This window comes from Paraburkholderia bryophila (assembly GCF_003269035.1).
Classification (GTDB): Bacteria; Pseudomonadota; Gammaproteobacteria; order Burkholderiales; family Burkholderiaceae; genus Paraburkholderia; species Paraburkholderia bryophila.
In genome coordinates, this window is sequence record NZ_QLTK01000002.1 from 349,065 (window position 1) to 369,468 (window position 20,404).

The 20,404-nt window shown below is 64.1% G+C and carries 20 protein-coding genes; 6 read left to right on the top strand and 14 right to left on the bottom strand.

The genetic code is table 11. The features are described from left to right. Positions 1-186: 186 nt before the first annotated feature. Both BX591_RS05115 and BX591_RS05120 read right to left on the bottom strand, forming a co-directional pair. Positions 187-507, bottom strand: a complete 321-nt coding sequence (locus BX591_RS05115) for an EthD family reductase (protein ID WP_111929627.1) — start codon at positions 505-507, stop codon at positions 187-189. Between the two features lie 77 nt (positions 508-584). Next, on the bottom strand, positions 585-1,520 hold the full coding sequence (locus BX591_RS05120; protein WP_111929628.1) for a Rossmann-like and DUF2520 domain-containing protein: 936 nt from the start codon (positions 1,518-1,520) through the stop codon (positions 585-587). A 79-nt stretch (positions 1,521-1,599) separates the two neighbouring features. Here BX591_RS05120 and BX591_RS35995 point away from each other — a divergent pair, with 79 nt between their 5' ends. The 3 genes from BX591_RS35995 to BX591_RS05130 all read left to right on the top strand — a co-directional run bounded on the left by BX591_RS35995 (position 1,600) and on the right by BX591_RS05130 (position 3,749). Further along, a complete protein-coding gene (locus BX591_RS35995; protein WP_146749726.1) occupies positions 1,600-1,926 on the top strand; it encodes a hypothetical protein in 327 nt (108 codons plus the stop codon). A 380-nt stretch (positions 1,927-2,306) separates the two neighbouring features. Beyond that, complete coding sequence (locus BX591_RS05125) at positions 2,307-2,624, top strand: hypothetical protein (RefSeq protein ID WP_035547823.1); 318 nt, start codon at positions 2,307-2,309, stop codon at positions 2,622-2,624. Between the two features lie 159 nt (positions 2,625-2,783). Next, positions 2,784-3,749, top strand: coding sequence for a threo-3-hydroxy-L-aspartate ammonia-lyase (locus BX591_RS05130; protein WP_111929629.1), 966 nt, complete (start codon positions 2,784-2,786; stop codon positions 3,747-3,749). Positions 3,750-3,832: 83 nt separating this feature from the next. On the opposite strand, the gene BX591_RS05135 is transcribed toward BX591_RS05130, so the two are convergent. Both BX591_RS05135 and BX591_RS05140 read right to left on the bottom strand, forming a co-directional pair. Continuing rightward, on the bottom strand, positions 3,833-4,510 hold the full coding sequence (locus BX591_RS05135; protein ID WP_111929630.1) for a LysE family translocator: 678 nt from the start codon (positions 4,508-4,510) through the stop codon (positions 3,833-3,835). Positions 4,511-4,562: 52 nt separating this feature from the next. Further along, the gene (locus BX591_RS05140; RefSeq protein ID WP_111929631.1) at positions 4,563-6,131 is read right to left on the bottom strand and encodes a UbiD family decarboxylase; all 1,569 of its coding nucleotides are present in this window, start codon (positions 6,129-6,131) and stop codon (positions 4,563-4,565) included. Positions 6,132-6,738: 607 nt separating this feature from the next. Between BX591_RS05140 and BX591_RS05145 the strand changes: the two genes are divergently transcribed. Then, positions 6,739-7,917: a lytic transglycosylase domain-containing protein gene (locus BX591_RS05145; protein WP_111929632.1), complete on the top strand. Its 1,179-nt coding sequence runs from the start codon at positions 6,739-6,741 to the stop codon at positions 7,915-7,917. Between the two features lie 113 nt (positions 7,918-8,030). Here the strand turns inward: BX591_RS05145 and BX591_RS05150 are convergent, their stop codons facing one another. From BX591_RS05150 to BX591_RS05170, 5 genes are all read right to left on the bottom strand, one after another. Then, positions 8,031-9,227 carry a pyridoxal phosphate-dependent aminotransferase gene (locus tag BX591_RS05150; protein WP_111929633.1) on the bottom strand — a complete coding sequence of 399 codons (1,197 nt, stop codon included), beginning with the start codon at positions 9,225-9,227 and terminating at the stop codon, positions 8,031-8,033. A gap of 97 nt (positions 9,228-9,324) precedes the next feature. After that, a complete protein-coding gene (gene nusB / locus BX591_RS05155; protein ID WP_111929634.1) occupies positions 9,325-9,759 on the bottom strand; it encodes a transcription antitermination factor NusB in 435 nt (144 codons plus the stop codon). Beyond that, on the bottom strand, positions 9,756-10,262 hold the full coding sequence (ribH, locus tag BX591_RS05160; RefSeq protein WP_054037335.1) for a 6,7-dimethyl-8-ribityllumazine synthase: 507 nt from the start codon (positions 10,260-10,262) through the stop codon (positions 9,756-9,758). The genes nusB and ribH overlap by 4 nt, the downstream gene beginning before the upstream one ends. 51 nt (positions 10,263-10,313) lie before the next feature. Then, a complete protein-coding gene (gene ribBA / locus BX591_RS05165) occupies positions 10,314-11,447 on the bottom strand; it encodes a bifunctional 3,4-dihydroxy-2-butanone-4-phosphate synthase/GTP cyclohydrolase II (protein WP_111929635.1) in 1,134 nt (377 codons plus the stop codon). A 145-nt stretch (positions 11,448-11,592) separates the two neighbouring features. Next, positions 11,593-13,884, bottom strand: a complete 2,292-nt coding sequence (locus BX591_RS05170) for an NADP-dependent malic enzyme (RefSeq protein WP_111929636.1) — start codon at positions 13,882-13,884, stop codon at positions 11,593-11,595. Between the two features lie 144 nt (positions 13,885-14,028). Here BX591_RS05170 and BX591_RS05175 point away from each other — a divergent pair, with 144 nt between their 5' ends. Both BX591_RS05175 and BX591_RS05180 read left to right on the top strand, forming a co-directional pair. Further along, the gene (locus BX591_RS05175) at positions 14,029-15,006 is read left to right on the top strand and encodes a LysR family transcriptional regulator (RefSeq protein WP_111929637.1); all 978 of its coding nucleotides are present in this window, start codon (positions 14,029-14,031) and stop codon (positions 15,004-15,006) included. A 173-nt stretch (positions 15,007-15,179) separates the two neighbouring features. Beyond that, positions 15,180-15,485, top strand: a complete 306-nt coding sequence (locus tag BX591_RS05180; protein WP_146749727.1) for a hypothetical protein — start codon at positions 15,180-15,182, stop codon at positions 15,483-15,485. 11 nt (positions 15,486-15,496) lie between these two features. On the opposite strand, the gene BX591_RS05185 is transcribed toward BX591_RS05180, so the two are convergent. From BX591_RS05185 to BX591_RS05205, 5 genes are all read right to left on the bottom strand, one after another. Beyond that, positions 15,497-16,516: a D-cysteine desulfhydrase family protein gene (locus BX591_RS05185; protein WP_111929639.1), complete on the bottom strand. Its 1,020-nt coding sequence runs from the start codon at positions 16,514-16,516 to the stop codon at positions 15,497-15,499. A gap of 8 nt (positions 16,517-16,524) precedes the next feature. Then, entirely contained in the window at positions 16,525-17,133 is a 609-nt protein-coding gene (locus BX591_RS05190; RefSeq protein ID WP_111929640.1) for a riboflavin synthase, read from the bottom strand. A 15-nt stretch (positions 17,134-17,148) separates the two neighbouring features. After that, on the bottom strand, positions 17,149-18,306 hold the full coding sequence (gene ribD, locus BX591_RS05195; RefSeq protein WP_111929641.1) for a bifunctional diaminohydroxyphosphoribosylaminopyrimidine deaminase/5-amino-6-(5-phosphoribosylamino)uracil reductase RibD: 1,158 nt from the start codon (positions 18,304-18,306) through the stop codon (positions 17,149-17,151). Positions 18,307-18,311: 5 nt separating this feature from the next. Further along, complete coding sequence (gene hemL, locus BX591_RS05200) at positions 18,312-19,595, bottom strand: glutamate-1-semialdehyde 2,1-aminomutase (protein WP_111929642.1); 1,284 nt, start codon at positions 19,593-19,595, stop codon at positions 18,312-18,314. 130 nt (positions 19,596-19,725) lie between these two features. Continuing rightward, the gene (locus BX591_RS05205; RefSeq protein ID WP_111929643.1) at positions 19,726-20,259 is read right to left on the bottom strand and encodes a hypothetical protein; all 534 of its coding nucleotides are present in this window, start codon (positions 20,257-20,259) and stop codon (positions 19,726-19,728) included. Positions 20,260-20,404 lie beyond the last annotated feature (145 nt).

The following is a 20,404-nucleotide window of genomic DNA, read 5'->3' on the forward strand; positions in this document are numbered from 1 at the left end:
ACCGATCGGTGCGCCGGCGGTTTCATTCGGTTTCCATGCGCCGATTTCGCGGAACGGCGCGTCATGCGCGATTTCGGGTCGGCCGCTCGGCCTGTGCCCGGCCATCCGCTCGATCGTGTGACGCTCCGGCAAGCTTGCGCGGCTAGCGCAACGATAGATTGCCGCCCTGGCCGCCTCCGCTCGCCATCACACGGAAATCTTGATCTCGCTGATCAGAATCGCGCCGTTGCCGCCGTCGGTGTAATTGGGAATGTCCGCGGTAAGTTGTTCGGCTGCGGGCTTGAAGACCTTGTAGAAGTCGTCCGCGCTGTCGAACAGGAAATGGCCGGCGGCGACATACGGCGGCGGCGTTCCCGGCGGCCCGGCGTTGATGCCGACGTCGACCGACCAGCCTTTCAGCGACGGCCCGAACAGCTTGGCTGCAAGCGGCATGTGCGTGACGCAGTAATAGTCCACGTCGAAGTGGCCGTTTTCCCGATACGGATAAAGGATGCTGACCTTGATCATTGTGCGTTCTCGTCTGTTGGTCCCGAAGCGCGGCGCTGGCGGATTGCGCGCGGCGCCGGACGTCACATTATCACGGCTTACTTGACGCTTGCACCTGCTGCCGCCTGATTCAGCGAGCGGTTGAGCGATTCCTCGACCGCTTCGGCAATTGCCTCGATGGCGGCGGGCGGTGTGGCGCGGCGCTCGGCCAGTCCGACCGCGCGCCGCGACAGCAAACCGTAGAGCGCGGCGTGGTCGCCGCCGAGTCCTTCCAGCAGCGCCAGCTGCTTTTCGACGACGCCGGTGTCGCCGCGTGACACCGGGCCCGCGAGCGCGTTGGGCAGGCCCTTGTCGCGCGCCGTTTCGATGGTGCCGGCGAGCATCGGCAGCAACGCGCGCAGCGCGTCGTCTTCGGCGAAACCGAGCGTGCGCCACAGCGCGACGCATTCGGCGAGGCTGCACAGCGCGAAGCTGGCGGCATAGTGCGCGGCGGCGTGATACAGCATGCGTCCGCCCGCCGGAATCGACAGCGGATGGCAGCGCAGCGCGACGGCCAGCGCCGTCAGCGCATCTTTCAGCGCGCCATCGGCCTCGATCGTGACCGAGCAGCCGGCGATCCGTTCGAGGTCGGCGAGGTCACCTCCGAACAGGTACAGTGGATGAAAGCCGCCGATCGCCGCCCCCTGGTCGCGCGCCGGGGCCAGCAACTCGACCGGCGAGGCGCCGCTGCAATGCACCAGCGCTTTACGCGGGCTGGTCGCCGTCGCCGGATCGAAGCGCAGAGTGTGGGCGGCCGAACCGATATGGTCGTCCGGAACCGCTAAAAAGATGATGTCGGCGGCGTCGGCAACCTGTTGAGGGTCGTCGCAAGCCGCGCAATGAGCGATTTGACCGGCGAGCCGGTTGGCTGAAGCCGCCGTGCGGCTCGTCACCGCCGTGACTGGATAGCCGGCGCGGGAAAAGCTCAGCGCAAGGCACCGCGCGAGCCGGCCTGCACCGATAAAGCCGAGGCGCGGCAGAGAAGACTGGGACATGGTTGCCTGCTCCAGACGGAACATTTGGACGGGAAGCAGAAGTATCGCGCATCCGGCCGCCGGCGCGCGGTGTGGGTTCATGAGCTTTCCTCTGATCAGTTGGCGCGCCGTATGGCGCGACTGGCCGGTTATCCGGCGCCACACGCCCCGCAGGCTTGAAAACTGCTCACAATTTCTCCATGTGTCGCTTCAGGCCGTTGCAGTTCCGGGTATTTCGTTTCGCAGTCAGATTCGGGAGGTCACGATGAGCATATTTTCTTACCGAAAGCACTTGCGGTTCCTCACCCACGCACAGCGCCGTCGCTGGTGGGATCAGAAAAAGCGCCTGACGCCGCGCGTGCGGATCAGCGGCGCCTACGTCCCGCCTAGCGTGTCGCGCGAATTCGCCTACGTGAAGGTCGGTTGATACACCGCGACTAGCGCTGTCTGCAGGTAAGAGATGCCCGGCTACGAACGCCGGGCATTTTTCGTTGCGGCACTTCAATCCAGTCGTCAGGATTGAAGCGAATTTGTAATCAAAGATTACTGAAAAGCGCGCGTTCGACGCAGCGCGCTTCGTCAAGCGGTCCATGCGATCCCGCGACTGTGCGGAAACCCTTAGTTTTCAGCCCGCTACGCTCTGCCTTCGGCATTTCTTGCGCACGGACCATTTGCGACGTATTGCCACCAATTGCAATTTGCAACAAATGCGCACAAATACGATTGGGCTTTTTCGATACATTGGGTTCATGGCATGCAAGGCATGCGAAGTCGGCGACCTTGGTGGGCCGCGCTAGGAGAATACAAGTGAAAAAGATCGTTCCGTTTGTCGTTGCCGCCGCACTCGGTCTGGGACTTGCCAGTGCAGCCGAAGCACACGTATCTGTGGGGATCGGCATTGGCGTGCCGATTGCGCCGGCTTATCCGGTTTACGCCGCGCCGCCGCCGGTGTATTACGCGCCGCCGCCGGTCTATGCTCCGCCGCCGGTTGTTTATGCGCCGCCGCCTGCAGTCGTGGTGGGTGGGTATTACGGTGGTTATGGCCGTCCTTATTACCACCACGGTTATTACGGCCGCGGCTATTACGGGCATGGTTATTACGGCCACGGCTACTACCGTCGCTAATCGCGCAAGCCGCGCGAGCGTTTAGCGCGGACTCAACGGCGTAACGCCGGCTTCGTCGCCGGGTTACGCCGTTTGTATTTTGTTGGCGCGGTAGTGATCCAAAGCGCCGGTGAAGCTGGGAGAATGCCTGCTTAACCACCGCTCTGGAGAGTTTCGCCGATGCATGCGCTTCCCGCTCCCACTTTCGACGACGTCCTCGACGCCGCCGCGCGTCTCGAAGGCGTCGCGCACCGCACCCCTGTTCTGACCTCGAGTACGTTCAACGAGCGCACGGGTGCGTCGGTATTCTTCAAATGCGAGAATTTTCAGCGCATGGGCGCCTTCAAGTTTCGTGGCGCCTATAACGCAATTTCGCATTTCGACGCGGAGCAACGCAAAGCCGGCGTGCTGACGTTCTCGTCGGGCAATCATGCGCAAGCTATTGCGTTGTCGGCGCGGCTCGCCGGCATTCGCGCGACGATCATCATGCCGCACGACGCCCCTGCGGCCAAAGTCGCGGCCACCAAGGGTTATGGCGGCGAGGTCATCACCTACGACCGCTACACCGAGAACCGCGAAGAGATCGGCCGCCGGCTCGCCGAAGAGCGCGGCATGACGCTGATTCCGCCTTACGACCATCCGCATGTGATCGCGGGGCAGGGCACCGCCGTGAAGGAATTGCTCGATGAAACCGGCCCGCTCGACATGCTGTTCGTTTGCCTCGGCGGCGGCGGATTGATCGGCGGCAGCGCGTTGTCGGCTGCGGCACTGAGCCCGGCGTGCACGGTGATCGGCGTCGAGCCAGAAGCCGGCAACGACGCTCAGCAATCGCTCGCGCGCGGTGAGATCGTGCACATCGATACGCCGCGCACGATCGCCGACGGCGCCGCTTCCACGCATCTCGGCGACTACACGTTCGCGATCATTCGCAAGCGGGTGGCGCGAATCGAAACGGTCAGCGACGCGCAGTTGATCGACACGATGCGCTTTTTCGCGCAGCGCATGAAGATCGTGGTCGAGCCGACGGGTTGCCTCGCGGCGGCTGCAGTGCCGAACGGCATTGTGCCGGTCGAGGGCAAGCGCGTCGGCGTGGTGATCAGCGGCGGCAACGTCGATCTGGAAAAGCTCGCGCAGTATCTCGCGTGATAGAACGTTGGCGCTGACTTCCGCTGAACGGAATTAAAGATTGCCAATGAAAAACGGCTCGCTTCCGGCGAGCCGTTTGCACATCAACTCACCGCCTGCGCGGTCTGCACGATCAGATCGCGATACCCGTTCACGATCACGCTATATGAGAAGTACGCGAACAGCACCGCTGACAGCACATGACACGCGCGCAGCAACCCGGTGCCGGCGCGTTTACGACCGTGACTGCCCAGCCCGCAGATGAAGATCGTCCAGCACAGGCCGCCGAGAAAGAAGCCGCCGAGAAATACCGGCGCCGTCGTCACGCTCGTGGCGCCCGCTTTCGCGATCAATGCGCCACCGACGGCCGCGAACCACAGAATCGCCGACGGCGACGACATCGCCAGCAAGACGCCGCGCAAAAAACCGCGCCATGCGGACAGATGCGGCGCGTTCGCATCCGCCTCGCCGGCGACTGCGGGGGCCGATGCCGGGAACATCGCTTCGCGCGCCATCTTCCACGTGAGAAACAGCAGAATCGCCGCGCCGCCGATCCACACCACCCAGCGCACCGATTCGAACTGCAGCAATGCGGCCATGCCCGCGAGCGCGAGCGCCGCGTAAATCAGATCGCCGATGCACGAGCCGAGGCCGAGCCAGAAGCCGGGTTTGAAGCCGTGGGAGAGCGTCAGCGAAATCATCGCGACGTTCACGAGACCGATATCCAGACACAACGACAGCGACAGAAAAAAACCATCCGACATCATTGAAAAAGCATGCATCCGCGCGACCACTCCCTCGGTGTTTTGTTTTTGCTCTTGTCGTGCGGCTTGCCTACAGGCCCAGCTCGTTCCACAACGTGTCGATGCGCTGTTTGACGGCTTTATCCATCTCGATCGGGCGGCCCCATTCGCGATCGGTTTCGCCGGGCCACTTGTTGGTGGCGTCGAGTCCCATCTTCGACCCGAGCCCCGCCACCGGCGAGGCGAAATCCAGGTAGTCGATCGGCGTGCGGTCCACCAGCACCGTGTCGCGCGCGGGATCGATGCGCGTGGTGATCGCCCAGATCACTTCTTTCCAGTCGCGAATATTGACGTCTTCGTCGACCACGACGATGAACTTCGTATACATGAACTGCCGCAGAAAACTCCACACGCCGAACATCACGCGTTTGGCGTGGCCGGGGTAGCTCTTTTTCATCTGCACGATGGCCATGCGATAGCTGCAGCCTTCCGGCGGCAGATAGAAATCGGTGATCTCGCTGAACTGCTTCTGCAACAGCGGCACGAACACTTCGTTGAGCGCGACGCCGAGCACCGCGGGTTCGTCGGGCGGTTTGCCGGTATAGGTGGAGTGATAGATCGCATCGCGCCGCATGGTGATGCGTTCCACGGTGAAAACCGGGAACCACTCCTGCTCGTTGTAATAGCCGGTGTGGTCGCCGTATGGGCCTTCCAGCGCATGTTCGTAGCCGGCCGACGCGCCTTTGGCGGGCCGCGGCGGCGCGCCGGCCGGAGCGGGCGAGGGCGTGCCTTCCTGCGGATAAATGAAGCCCTCGAGCACGATCTCGGCGCGCGCGGGCACCTGCAAACCGTCGACGCCCGGCGTGATGCATTTGGCGAGCTCGGTGCGCCCGCCGCGCAGCAGTCCGGCGAACTGGTATTCGGACAAGGTATCGGGCACCGGCGTGACCGCGCCGAGGATCGTGGCCGGATCGGCGCCCAACACCACCGCCACCGGATAAGGCTTGCCCGGATTCTGCAGCGCGAACTCGCGGAAATCGAGCGCGCCGCCGCGATGCGCGAGCCAGCGCATGATCAATTTGTTACGCCCGATCAATTGCTGGCGATATATGCCTAAATTTTGTCGGCTCTTATTCGGGCCTTTTGTGACGGTCAGGCCCCATGTGATCAACGGCCCGGCGTCGCCCGGCCAGCAGGTCTGAATGGGCAGCCTGGCGAGGTCCACGTCGTTGCCTTCCCAGACGATTTCCTGGCAGGGTGGCGCGCTCACCGTTTTGGGCGCCATGTCCCACACCGCCTTGGCCAGCGAGAACAGTTTGCCCGCGTCCTCGAGGCCTTTGGGCGGCTCCGGTTCCTTCAACGCGGAGAGCAGCCGGCCGACGTCGCGCAGCGACTCAAGCGCAGCGCCATCGCCTTCACCGGCCTGCGCGTCGACACCCATGCCGAGCGCCACCCGACGCGGCGTGCCGAACAGGTTGCCGAGCACCGGAAACTCATGCTGGGCCCGACTCTCGAACAGCAACGCCGGGCCGCCGGCGCGCAGCACGCGGTCGCACAGTTCGGTCATTTCCAGGACAGGCGAGACGGTTTGCGAGATACGGCGCAGCTCCCCGATCGTTTCGAGACGGCCGACGAAATCACGCAGGTCTTTATATTTCATCTGGTGCGGTTCAGTGCCGCGCGAGCGGCGGGAAGGAAGGGCGCGGCAGGCTGCTACCGCACCAAAGCGATTGTCGATTTTACCTGCGTTGACTGGCGCACGTAGCTCAGCCGAACGGCCTAGATAGAGGAACTCATTTGAGATGGCTCAAAAGGCGCATGCTGCGCGGCTCTTGACCGACTGAACACTGTTCATTATTACAATTAGTTATACTTTTGCCTGTTTATAGTGTTGACGATCTATAAAACCCTGCATAGAATCCGTCCACATTGGTTGCAGGGCGTGAACCTTTTTACCACTGCCCCCGGTCCCTTTAGACGCAACGCGTCACCGTTTACCGAACCCCTGCACGGTATCTGACGGCCTTAGTGAAGTCCTTGCAAGCGCCAACTGACGCTGGTTTTTCGCGTGGGAGCCACCGCCTGCATACTTTTTTGGTATGCCGCGGCCACTTTTCAGGACGGCTCCCCACAGACGGTATTTGCCGTTTTCCCGACGTCGCTGCTGCCCTAACCAGACAGAGCACGCGATGTCTTGACTCTTCGAACGTGTGTTACCGCCTGTTCACATGGCGGAGTTCGGGGATCATGCAACATGGGAGATCTGAATGAACGCCTGGTTATCGTGGCGTCCCGATGAGCGTATTGCGCAGGTTGTGCGTGGTGTGCTGCGTCGCGGGACGCGAATGAGTCATCACCTGTTCAGCATTGTCGGCGGTATCGCTGTCGTGCTGGCACTCGTACTGTGGCTGATGCCGGCCCTGCGCGGCACGCTTGCCGCCAAGCTGATGCCGGTTGTGTCGGCCGCCGTGCAAGCCGGGCCTGCCCGCTTGCTGCAGGGCAATCCGCTGCCGTCGTTCGGCCCGCCGGGCAGCGCGTCTTCCGACGACTCGCTGTCCGCCAATTCGAACGGAACCGATAGCGCAAGCGGTGCGAACACCAACACCGCCGCCACCTCGAGCAACGCCAGTTTTGATGGGGCCTTCGACGGCTCCGGTTCGGCAGGCATGGGCGTCGCCGCCCTTAACGGGCTCGACCCGCGCACCATGCAAAGCGTCAGCGCGCTGGCGCGTCTGATCCCGTCGCAGCGTGTCTCCGCCGATGCCCGCGATGACCGCGTGCTGGTGTCGACCCGTGAGCAGGATCTGGTCGCGTCCTACCTGGCGCGGCGTTATCGCGTCGCTCAGGAGCCCGTCAGCGAGCTCGTGAAGGCCGCGTTCGACACCGGTCGCGAGGTCGGTCTCGACCCGCTGCTGCTGCTGTCCGTGATGGCGATCGAATCGGGCTTTAACCCGTACGCCGAGAGCGGCGTGGGCGCGCAAGGCCTGATGCAGGTCATGTCGAAGGTGCACTCGGACAAGTTCCAGTACTTCGGCGGCCAGAGTGCGGCGCTCGAACCGGTTGCTAACATCAAGGTGGGCGCGCTGGTGCTGAAGGATTGCATCGCCCGCGGTGGTTCGTTGCCGGGCGGCTTGCGTCTTTACGTGGGCTCGACCTCGCAGGACGACGGCGGTTACGGCGCCAAGGTAATGGCCGAGCGCGGACGTCTGCGCGACGTGGCGCGCGGCCGCAAGGTGCCGGTCAACGCACCTCAGTCACCGGTTCTGACGACCGCTTCTGCGAATACGACGGCCGCGGCGGCGACCAGCAGCAAGCGCGTGCAGGTGACGCTCGATGGTGGTCATCCCCTGAGTGCGGCGCCGGTGAAGACGCCGGTGTCCGAGCAGGACGACGCCAGTTCCAACGCCACCAAGCATGTTGCTTCGAATTCGGAGTTCGGCGCTTAACGTTCAGCGTTGGCGACATGAGCTGAATTCGACTGGGGCCGACGCAAAAGTTCGGCCGCCACAAAAAAGGACACCCGCGAGTGTCCTTTTTTACGTCTGGCAATCCGGAAGCATCAATGCCGCCCGAATAGCCTGCCCAACCGGTCGACGGCTTCTTCCAGCTTCGGATAAGCCGTTGCATATGAAAGCCGGATGTAGTCCTTAGGCGCATGCGTGCCGAAGTCCATGCCCGGCACCAGCACCACGCCTGCGTCGTGCAGCATCGCTTTGGTCAGCGCGGCGCTGTCGCCGGCAGCCGGATGCGCGACCGTGCGGCAATCCGCGTAGACGTAAAACGCGCCGTCGGGCATGACCGGTACTGAAAAGCCCAGCGATTCCAAAGCCGGTGCGATGAAGTCACGCCGGCGCTTGAATTCCAGCCGACGGCCTTCGTAAATAGCGATGGTGTCCGGCTCGAAGCACGCCAGCGCCGCATGCTGGGCGAGCGCCGACGCGCAGATGAACAGGTTCTGCGCGAGCTTTTCGAACGCGCCGACCATGCCGGGCGGCACCACCAGCCAGCCGAGCCGCCAGCCGGTCATGTTGAAGTACTTCGAGAAACTGTTGACGGTAATCACGTCGTCACCGAACGACAGCGCCGACACCGGCTTCGCGTCGTAACTCAAGCCCTGGTAGATTTCGTCGACGATGGTAAAGCCGCCGCGCGAACGCACCGCCTTGACGATGCGCTCGAGTTCGGCGGGTTCGATCGACGTGCCGGTCGGATTCGACGGCGACGCCAGCAGCACACCACGGGTGCGCTCGTTCCACAGACGTTCGACGTCGGCGGCAGTCAGCTGGAAACGCTCGGCAGGACCGCTCGGCACCATGACCGGCTTGCCTTCGGCGGCGATCACGAAATGCCGGTTACACGGATAGCATGGGTCGGGCATCAGCACTTCGTCGTCGCGATCGACCAGCGCCGCGCACGCCAGCAGCAACGCCGCGGAAGCGCCGGCCGTGACCACGATCCGCGCCGGGTCGACGTTCACGCCGTAAAAGTCGGCGTAGTGCGCGGAGATGGCCTCGCGCAGCGCGTGCAGGCCGAGCGCATTGGTGTATTGCGTGACGCCGCGGCGCAGCGCATTCGCGGCGGCCTCGATGACCGGTTCGGGCGCGGTGAAATCGGGTTCGCCGATTCCCATGTGAATGATGTCGCGCCCGTCGCGCTCCAGCAGCGCGGCCTCCTTGGCCAATTCCATCACGTAGAAAGGCTGGATGGCGTCGACGCGCGCGGCAAGCCGCACCAGGGGTTCGGTCACGGAGTTCATACGGTCAGTCAGATCCATTCAGAAGCAAAGGCGGTGCAGCGTTCAGCCAACCCGGCACAGGCCGCGACTTTCACCGCAGCCATGTGCCGCGTCCAACTCAAGACTTGCGGGCCGCTTGCGTTTCAGCCGCGCGCAATTGCGCCGCCAGCTTGTCCAGCACGCCGTTCACGTACTTGTAGCCGTCCGCGCCGCCGAACGTCTTGGCGAGTTCGACCGCTTCGTTGATGACCACGCGATAGGGAATATCCACATGGTTCTTGAACTCGTACGCGGCCACCAGCAGCACCGCGCGTTCGACCGGCGAGAGCTGTTCGAGCGGACGGTCGAGACACGGCGCGATATCCACGGAGAGCGCTTCCGAATCGCGGATCACGCCTTGCAGCAGCGCGTTCAGATGTTCATGATCGGCCTTGTCGTAACCTTGCGCGCCGCGCAGTTGCGCGTCGATTTCGCTGGCGGGCGAACCCGACAGCAGCCACTGGTAAAGCCCCTGCGTGGCCAGTTCGCGGGAGCGTCGGCGTGCGCTCTTCATGCCTCTTCCTCTTCTTCGTCTTCCTCTTCGTCGTCGCCGCCGAGTTGTTCGAGCGCGACCGAGAGGTTCGCCATTTCGACGGCCACGCGCGCTGCGTCACGACCCTTTTCGGTCATGCGGGCGACGGCCTGCTCGTCGTTTTCGGTGGTCAGCACGGCGTTCGCGACCGGAATGCCGAAGTCCAGACCGATACGCGTGATGCCCGCGCCGCTTTCGTTCGAGACCAGCTCGAAGTGGTACGTCTCGCCGCGAATCACCGCGCCGAGTGCGATCAGCGCGTCGAATTGCGCGCTTTCGGCGAGCTTTTGCAACGCCAGCGGGATTTCCAGTGCGCCCGGCACGGTGACCAGCAGCACGTCTTCGCCGGTCACGCCGAGGCGCTCGAGTTCTTCGATGCAGGAGTCGGCGAGGCCGTTGCAAACGGGTTCGTTAAAGCGCGCCTGGACGATGCCGATGCGCAGTCCGTCGCCGTCGAGATTCGGTTGGTATTGTCCGATTTCCATTGTGAATTCCGTAGTGTTTTGAGTGGGCGCTTATGCGCGAGAGTGGTCGGATCAGGCTTGTGGAGCTTGTGCCTTGCTGCCCGGCATCGGCACGAAGCCGGTGACTTCGAGACCGTAACCCGACATGCTGCCCAGCTTGCGCGGGTTCGACAGGACCTGCATCTTGCCGACACCCAGCTCGCGCAAAATCTGCGCGCCGATGCCGTATGTCTTGAAGTCGACCGGACGGCGTTTGAGCGCCTCGGCTTTTTCCTTCGAATCGAAGGCCTTGAACACGTCGATCAGATGGTCTTTCGAGTCGCCGCAGTTCAGCAGCACGATCACGCCGCAGTCGCGCGCGGCGATTTCCTTCATGGCCGCGTCGAGCATCCAGGAGTGCGTGGATTCGCTGACTTCCAGCAGATCCAGCACCGACAGCGGCTCGTGCACGCGCACCAGCGTGTCCTGATCCGTGCACGGCGTGCCGCGTACCAGCGCGATATGCGGCTGGCCGCTCGGCTGGTCGAGATACATGACCGCGCGAAACGCGCCATGCGCCGTTTGCATGGTGCGTTCGCAAATACGCTCGACGATCGACTCGGTGCGGCTGCGATAGTGAATCAGATCCGCGATCGTGCCGATCTTGAGATCGTGTTCTTTCGCGAACTCCATCAGATCCGGCAGGCGCGCCATGGTGCCGTCGTCTTTAATGACTTCGCAGATCACGGCGGCCGGCGTGAGACCTGCCAGCGCGGTGAAATCGCAGCCGGCCTCGGTATGGCCGGCGCGCACCAGCACGCCGCCTGGCTGGGCCATGATCGGGAACACGTGGCCCGGCTGCACGATGTGCTCGGCCTTGGCGTCCGGCGCAACCGCCGCGGCGATCGTGCGGGCGCGGTCCGCCGCGGAGATGCCGGTGGTCACGCCTTCGGCCGCTTCGATGCTGACCGTGAACGCCGTGCCGTACTGCGTGCCGTTGCGGTACGTCATGAGCGGCAGATTCAACAGCTTGCAGCGTTCCTGGGTGAGCGTCAGGCAGATCAGGCCGCGGCCGTAGCGGGCCATGAAGTTGATCGCTTCCGGCGTGACGAATTCGGCGGCGATCACGAGGTCGCCCTCGTTTTCGCGATCTTCTTCGTCGACGAGGATCACCATCCGGCCGGCTTTCAGTTCGGCGATGATCTCTAAAGTGGAGGCGAGCGTCATGTTGGCGGAGATTTTCGGGAAAGCGCGTATTTTACGCCACGCGCGGTCCCAAGTCGCCATCCGCCGGATGGGATAGGCCATTCGGCCGACTTGTGGAAGCCCCGTCGGACCTCCACAATCGGCCGTCAAACACTGACCGAACCGCTCAGTGGTCCGTCAGATTCGCCTGCAGCACGGTCAACGCCGTCATATTGACGATCCGTCGGACCGTGGAGCTCGAGGTCAGGATGTTCACCGGCGCGTTGACGCCGAGCAGGAACGGACCCACGGCGACATTGCTGCCCGCGCCGGTTTTGAGCAGGTTGTAGGCAATGTTGCCGGCGTCCACGTTCGGGCAGACCAGCAGGTTGGCCGCGCCCTTGAGCGGCGAGTTGGGCAGAATGCGCAGGCGCAACGCTTCGTCCAGTGCGCAGTCGCCGTGCATTTCACCGTCCACTTCGAGCTCGGGCGCCTGCTCCCGCACCAGTTCCAGCGCGCGGCGCATCTTCGCGCCGGAGGCCGCGGCACCCGAGCCGAAGTTCGAGCGCGACAGCAGGGCGGCTTTCGGCGTCAGGTTCAGCCACGCCATCTGTTTGGCCGCGGCGATCGTGTATTCGGCGATCTGTTCGGCGGTGGGGTCGTCGTTGATATGCGTGTCGACCAGCGCGACCGTGCGCTGGTCGAGCAGCAGAATGTTCATCGCCGCGTAGGTGCGCGCGCCGGGTTTCTTGCCGATGACTTCGTCCACGAAGCGCAGGTGGTCGTGATATGCGCCGACCGTGCCGCACACCATGCCGTCCGCGTCGCCCAGGCGCACCATCATCGCGCCGATCAGCGTCAGGCGGCGGCGCGTCTCGACGCGCGCCATTTCCTTCGTGATGCCGTCGCGGCACCTCAATTCCCAGTACGTCGTCCAGTACTGCGTGAAACGCTCGTCGTACTCGGGATTGGTGACTTCGACGTCCTGGCCGAGCCGCAAGCGCAGCCCGAATTTCTCGATGCGCGCGAGCAGCACTTCCGGCCGCCCGACCAGGATCGGCCGCGCCAGCTTTTCGTCGACGACCACCTGCACCGCGCGCAATACGCGTTCGTCCTCGCCTTCGGTGAAGACGATGCGCGCCTTGCCGCCGTCGCGCACGAATTGCCGTGCGTTCGAGAACAGCGGCTTCATGAACGCGCCCGAGTGGTAGACGAACTGCTGCAACTGCTCGATATAAGCGTCCAGATCCGGCAGCGGCCGGGTCGCGACGCCGCCTTCCATGGCAGCCCGCGCGACGGCCGGAGCGATCCGGACGATCAGGCGTGGGTCGAACGGCTTCGGGATCAGGTATTGCGGGCCGAACGCCACGTCGTAGGCGCCGTAGGCGGCCGCGACCACTTCGTTCTGTTCTTCTTCCGCGAGGCCGGCGATTGCATGCACGGCGGCAATTTCCATCTCCCGCGTGATGGTGGTGGCGCCCACGTCGAGCGCGCCGCGGAAGATGTACGGGAAGCACAGCACGTTGTTGACCTGGTTTGGGTAGTCCGAGCGGCCGGTCGCGATCACGACGTCGTCGCGCGTGGCGTGCGCGAGTTCCGGGAAAATCTCCGGCGTCGGATTGGCGAGCGCGAGGATCAGCGGCCGCGCGGCCATGGTTTTCAGCATGTCCGCGCTCAGAATGCCGCCCACCGACAGACCGAGGAACACGTCGGCGCCCTCGATCACTTCGGCCAGTGTGCGCGCCGAGGTTTCCTGCGCGAAGCGCGCCTTGTCCGGGTCCATCAGTGCTTTACGGCCGCGATAGACCACGCCTTCAATATCGGTCGCCCAGATGTTGTCCACCGGCAGGCCGAGGTCTACCAGCAAATCGAGGCAGGCCAGCGCCGCCGCGCCCGCGCCGGACGTGACGACCTTGACCTCGGCGATGGATTTGCCCACCACTTTCAGGCCGTTGATAAATGCGGCCGAGACGGTGATCGCCGTGCCGTGCTGATCGTCGTGGAAAACCGGAATCTTCATGCGCTCGCGCAGCTTGCGTTCGACGATAAAGCACTCCGGCGCCTTGATGTCTTCGAGGTTGATTCCACCGAAGGTCGGCTCCAGCCCGGCAATGATGTCGACCAGCTTGTCCGGGTCCGTTTCATTGATCTCGATGTCGAACACGTCGACGCCGGCGAACTTCTTGAACAGCACGCCTTTGCCTTCCATGACCGGCTTGGAGGCCAGCGCGCCGATATTGCCGAGGCCCAACACCGCGGTGCCGTTGCTGATCACGCCGACCAGGTTGCCGCGCGCGGTGAAGCGATACGCCTGCAGCGGATCGTCCGCGATGGCCGTGCAGACGCTGGCGACGCCCGGCGTGTAGGCGAGCGCGAGATCGCGCTGGGTCGCGAGCGGTTTGCTGGCCACCACGGAGATTTTTCCGGGAGTCGGGAACTCGTGATAGTCGAAAGCGGCTTGCTGGTCGGTCGGGTTCATGTTTTTCGCCTTGGTGAGCGCCGGGCCGGTCCCGGCGCGATTTGTTAAGGCGATTCTAAAGAGCCGTTATAAGGTGTTCATTCTGTTTTAATATCGGTCCATCATTTTTTTGTGATGGGTGCGAGCTTGACCCACGACTTTGCGATGACATTCGAATCGAACGATCTGGTCAGGCGCCTGAGCGCGCGGCTGAAAATGCGGCATCTGGTGCTGTTGCTGCAGATCGAGCAGCACCGGTCGCTCACGCGGGTCGCCGAGCACATGGCCAGCAGCCAGCCCGCCGTGACCAATGCGCTGGCGGAGCTGGAGAGCATGTTCGGCACGCCGCTGTTCGAGCGCTCGTCGCGCGGCATGCTGCCGACCGCGTTGGGCGCGGTGGTGCTCAGGCGCGCCCAGGCCATGGTTCACGACCTCGACCACCTCGCGCGCGATATGCAGGCGGTGGCGTCGGGGCACGCGGCGCATCTGCACGTCGGGGTGATCCCGTTTATTTCCGGGCAGATGTTGTCGGCAACGTTGCGGCGCCTGCAATCCGGGATGGAGCGGCGCCTGACCGTGACGATTCATGAAGGCACCAGCGAGCAGTTGCTCTCGCAACTACACGACCATACCGTCGACATCGTGATCGGCCGGGCGTCGGCGGCCGTGGACCTATCGCAGGTCGGCTTCGAGGTGCTGTACCAGCAACAGCCCCGGCTGATCGCGAACCGGCGGCTGGCCGCGCAACTGGCGCGCGTGAAGCTCGACTGGACCACGCTGCGCACGCTCGACTGGATTCTCGGCGCACCGCAGACGCCGATGCGCGAACAGGTTTCGGATCTGTTTCTCGCCGCGGGCGCGGCGCCGCCTGTGCCGATGGTGGAGAGTTTTTCGTCCAAGCTGATCGGCGAAATGATTGCGTCGAGTGAAAATGCCGTGTCGATCGTTCCGGCCGATATCGCCGAAGAGTTGGTCCGAATCGCCGGCGTGGCGATCGTGCCGTATTCGTTTCAGTGGACGCTGCCGCCGATCGCGGTGTTTACCCATTCGCAACGGCCGCGTCCGGAGGCGCTGACGCTTTTTATCGCGTCGTTGCAGGCGATCTGTGCGCAGACTTACGCGGAGCGGCGGCGGGAGGAGTGAGTCGGGAAGCCGTTTAGCGTCATTGCGAGAGTAGCTGCCTTTACAAACCGCTCGCGAGCGGAGCGAAAAGACGGCAATTACCCATGCTATTCGCCGCGTTCGCTGCCTGCGAAGCGGGATATAGTCGGTCGGCATGGCTGATTCAGCCACCCCTTCTCACGACGGACGTCGAAATGATTCCAATCGGTCTAGCCGCAACGCTGCTCAGCAATGTAGGCAGCGCAATCCGTTCCGGTCTGTCGCAACTGGCCGGGAACAAGAGTTCCGCGAGCACGTCGGGCGGCAGCCCCAGTCAGCAGCCGACTTTTGCCACGCACCTGAAGGCGGCTACCGCGTCGACCGGTACGACGGGAAGTCATCACGGTCACTTGCATGGGAAAGGAATCGTGGTGAGCGCGTCGGCCGATGTCGTGCCGTCGACCTCGCAAGCGAGCAGCACCAGCGCCGCGGTTGGCAAGAGCATCGATATCAGCGCGTAGGCGTTAAACCGTCAGAACTCGCTTCGGTAGGCGAACAGCCCGGGCAGGCCGCCGGTCATGACGAACAGAATGTTCTGTCCGGCGCGATAGTGTCCGGCGGTGGCGTTTTCCACCAGACCCGCAAAGGCCTTGCCACCGTAGACCGGATCGAGCAGCAATCCTTCGGTCGACGCCATCAGGCGAACCGCCGCGCGCATCGCCTCGGTTGGGATGCCGTAACCGGCACCGAGTTGGGCTTCGTCGATGGAAATCGCGCTGCTGTCCACGCGCAGCGTCGCATTGATGAGTCGAGCCGTCTGGTTCGCTTTATCGAGCGTGGTCGAGCGGGCCTGTTCGGCTTTGCTGTACACAGTGAACGCGCTCACGAGCGACGGTTCCAGCCCCATCGCTGCCAGGCCGGCGACGAGTCCGGCGTGCATCCCACCGCTGCCGTTGGGAATCACGATGCGATCGAACGACACGCCATCCACCTTCGCCTGAGCGACGATTTCAGCCGCACAATCCGCATAGCCCAAACAGCCAACCGGACTCGAACCGCCCAGCGGACAGACATAGACGCGACGGCCTTGCGCGCGCAACTCGTTCGCGCGGTCCTCGGCGAATTGCAGCGCGTTGGCCGAGCCCGGCAAATCGTGCACGCGCGCGTCGAACAACGCGTCGAGCAGGATGTTCCCGTTGTCGACGTAGTCGGGATCGTCTCGCGGTACGGCTCGGGTCAGCACCAGTTCGCACTCGAGGCCGACACGCGCAGCGGCCGCAGCCGTCAGGCGCGCATGATTCGACTGCCGCGCGCCGACGGTAATGATCGTGTCCGCACCGTCTGCCAGTGCCTCGCCGATCAGGAATTCGAGCTTGCGCAACTTGTTGCCGCCACCGCCCAAGCCGTTCAGATCTTCTCGTTTGACGAACACGTTCACGTCGGCGAGGCGCGCGCTCAGGCGAGGCAGATGTTGAATCGGCGTCGGCCCTTCGAGAAGGGCGCGACGCGGAAACGTCGACAGATCGAGTGAGGGAGTGGCCGTGTGGGTCATGAGTTTTGCTACGTCGACAGCATCCGCTCCACATACCGCGCAATCAGATCGATCTCCAGATTCACCGCCGACCCTTCGCGCAGATTCTTTAGCGACGTCACCTGCACCGTGTGCGGAATCAGATTGATCGAAAACTCGCAGCCGTCGTCCCGGTCTTTCACCGAGTTCACCGTCAGGCTCACGCCATTCACCGTGATCGATCCTTTAAACGCCAGGTAGCGGCCAATCTCACGCGGCGCCAGCACGCGCAGTTCATGCGATTCGCCCACCGGCGCGAAATGCGTGACCGTGCCGAGCCCGTCGACGTGACCGGAAACGATATGGCCGCCCAACCGGTCATGCGCACGCAGCGCCTTCTCGAGATTCACCTCGCCGGTTTCGCCGAGCCCGGCCGTGCAGTTCAGACTTTCGCGCGACACGTCCACTTCGAAAGAATGCGCGGTCAGTGCGACCACGGTCATGCAGGCGCCCTGGATCGTGATGCTGTCGCCGAGCTGCACGTCGCCGAGATCGAGCCCGCCGGCTTCGACGTTCAGGCGAACGCCCGCGTCGCCGTCCGTGCCGAGCGGCTTGACTGATTCAATGCGGCCCACTGCCGCGACGATTCCTGTGAACATCGTGCTAGTCCTCGATCAATTGGTAATGGGTTCAGACGCGGGGTCGGTGCCGGGCTCGCCCGCGCCATGCGGCGTGAAGCGCGCGAGGATCCGCAGGTCGTCGCCGATCCGGTCGATCGCATGAAAATTCAGTTTGACGCGGCCTTCCAGCGTGTCCGGCGCGCTCAGATTGAACATGCTCATCGAGTCCATGCCGAGCAGGCTCGGCGCGAGATAGACGAGCAGTTCGTCGACGCAGCCTTCACGCAGTAGCGAGCCGTTCAGCTTGTAACCCGCCTCGACATGCAGTTCGTTCACGTTGCGCTGGCCAAGTACGTTCAGCACGGCGGGCAGATCGACCTTGCCGGCAGGGTTCGCCAGTTGGACGATCTCGGCGCCGCGATCGCGCAGCGCATTGGCGCGTTCGGTATGACGCTGATCCAGATTGCCGCAAAAAATCAGCGTGGGCGCGCCGGCCAGAATCTGCGCCTCGGGCGGCACGTCGAGCTGACTGTCGATCAACACGCGTTGCGGCTGGCGCGGCGTGTCGACGGCGCGCACGGTCATGCGCGGATTGTCTTCCCTGACGGTGCCGATACCCGTCAGAATCGCCGAAGCCCGGGCGCGCCACGCGTGACCGTCGGCGCGCGCCGCTTCGCCGGTGATCCACTGACTGACGCCCGAAGGCAAGCCAGTGCGGCCATCCAGCGACGCCGCCACCTTCATGCGCACCCATGGGCGGCCACGCGTCATACGCGACACGAAACCGATGTTCAACTCATGCGCTTCCTGCGCCAGCAGTCCGCAACGCACTTCGATCCCGGCGTCGCGCAGGATCGCGAGGCCGCGGCCGGACACTTGCGGATTGGGATCTTCCATCGCCGCGACCACGCGCGCGACCTGCGCTTCGATCAACGCGTTTGCGCACGGCGGCGTGCGGCCGAAGTGGCTGCACGGTTCGAGCGTGACGTAGGCGGTGGCGCCGCGCAGATCGTGACCGCGCGAACGCGCGTCTTTCAACGCGCGGATTTCCGCATGGTCCTGGCCGGCCGGTTGCGTGAAGCCTTCGCCGATCACTTCGCCGTTCTTCACGAGCACGCAGCCGACCCGCGGGTTGGGATCGGTGGTGTACATGCCGCGCTTCGCCAGAGCGAGCGCGCGTTCCATATGAACGAAGTCGGTTTGCGAGAACATCGGGGTCAGGCCGCGAGCGAAGCGAACGCGCCACGCGCCGCGTCGATCGTGGCGTCGATGATCGCGTCGTCGTGAACGATCGACACGAAGCCCGCTTCGTACGCCGACGGCGCGAAGTACACGCCGGCGTCGAGCATTTTGTGGAAGAACGCGTTGAAGCGCGGCACGTCGCTCTTCGTCACTTCGGCGAAGCTTGCGGGAATCGCGTCGGCGAAATAGAGGCCGAACATGCCGCCGAGCGAATCGGCCGCGAACGGCACGCCGGCTTCCCGCGCGACCTTCGCCAGACCTTGCGCGAGGCGCGCGGTGCGGGCGGTGAGCGTGTCGTAAAAGCCCGGCGCCTGGATCAGTTGCAAGGTTTTCAGGCCCGCGGCGACCGCGATCGGATTGCCCGACAGCGTGCCCGCCTGATAGACGCCGCCGAGCGGCGCGAGGTGCGCCATGATGTCGCGCCGGCCACCGAACGCGGCTGCCGGCATGCCGCCGCCGATCACCTTGCCCAGACACGTCAGGTCCGGCGTGATGCCGTACACCTGTTGCGCGCCGCCCAGCGCGACGCGGAAACCGCACATCACTTCGTCGAAAATCAGCACGGCGCCGTATTCGCTGCAGAGGCGCCGCAAGGTTTGCAGGAATTCCGGCGTGGCGCGCACGAGGTTCATGTTGCCCGCCACCGGCTCGACGATCACCGAAGCAATCTCATTGCCGAACGCCTTGAACGCTTCTTCGAGTTCCGCGACGTTGTTGTATTCGAGCACCGTGGTGTGCTTGGCGATGTCGGCCGGCACGCCCGCCGAAGTCGGGTTGCCGAACGTCAGCAGACCCGAGCCGGCCTTGACCAGCAGGCTGTCCGCGTGACCGTGGTAGCAGCCCTCGAATTTGACGATGCGGCTGCGATCCGTGAAGCCGCGCGCGAGACGCAGCGCGCTCATGGTGGCTTCCGTGCCGCTCGACACCATCCGCACCTGTTCGATGGACGGCACCAGCTTGCAGATTTCCTCGGCGATCTCGACTTCGGACTCGGTCGGCGCGCCGAACGAGAAGCCGTTGCCCAGCACGCGCTGGACCGCGTCGAGCACCTCGGGGTGGACGTGGCCGAGAATCATCGGGCCCCACGAGCCGATGTAGTCGATATAGCGCCGGCCGTCCGCGTCCCAGAAGTACGGGCCTTGCGCGCGCTCGATAAAACGCGGCGTGCCGCCGACCGAGCGGAACGCGCGAACCGGCGAATTCACGCCGCCGGGGATGGTACGTTGCGCGCGTTCGAAGAGGGTTTCGTTGTTGGACATGGCGATAGCTGGAAAGAGGTTGCGCAGCGGCGCGGGTTGCCGGAAGGCGGTTCGCACGGCGCTGGGATCGGTGAGGAAATTGTACCGGAGTCAGCGTGAAGCGGCTTTGCGGCTGGCCATGTCCACGCGCTCAGGTCTTGCGTGCGTTTTTTGCCGCCACGGCGGCGTGCGCGCTGACTTTGCTGGAGCGCGGCGGCGAACCCGGCGCTTCGAGTACGGGCGTCGGACGTATGCCGGTGAGCTCGCGCCAACGCTTTTCCAGCGCGCCTTCGGCGATCGGCTTGATGACGGTGCCGGAACTTTGCGCGTCCCATGTCTGCACCGAAAATGGATGCACGCGCAACGTCTCGCGCGGCATCACCACGCTGGCATGCGCATCGACCAGCCAGTCGTACACGAAATCGATACACAGACGGTAGCCGCGCTTCGTCGCGGCATCCGGGACCTCGTACGGCGCACGCGTCACGTAACCGGAGCCGAAGATGCCCTTGGGTTCCATGGCCACACGGTGCAGAAATACCCGATCGCCCGGCAGGATGCCGCGCGCGAATCCGCAGCCCCACACGTCAGACACCGCGACGCCCGCGGCGACGCGCTTTGCCACGTCGGGCAGCTCGGGCCATGGCCATTTCTTGGGGCTCCAGATCAGCAGGAAGGCGGTCATTGCGTGGTGGTTGCGTGGTCGTTGCGGGAGGGTGAAGGGCGCCGGGGATTCGCGCATGCGGCGTCCGGACTGGTCTTGCGGCAGCTTAACCGATCGGCGGCGCGGTCGCCGCGCGGCGCCTGCGCAGGCGGTTCGGCGTGGACCC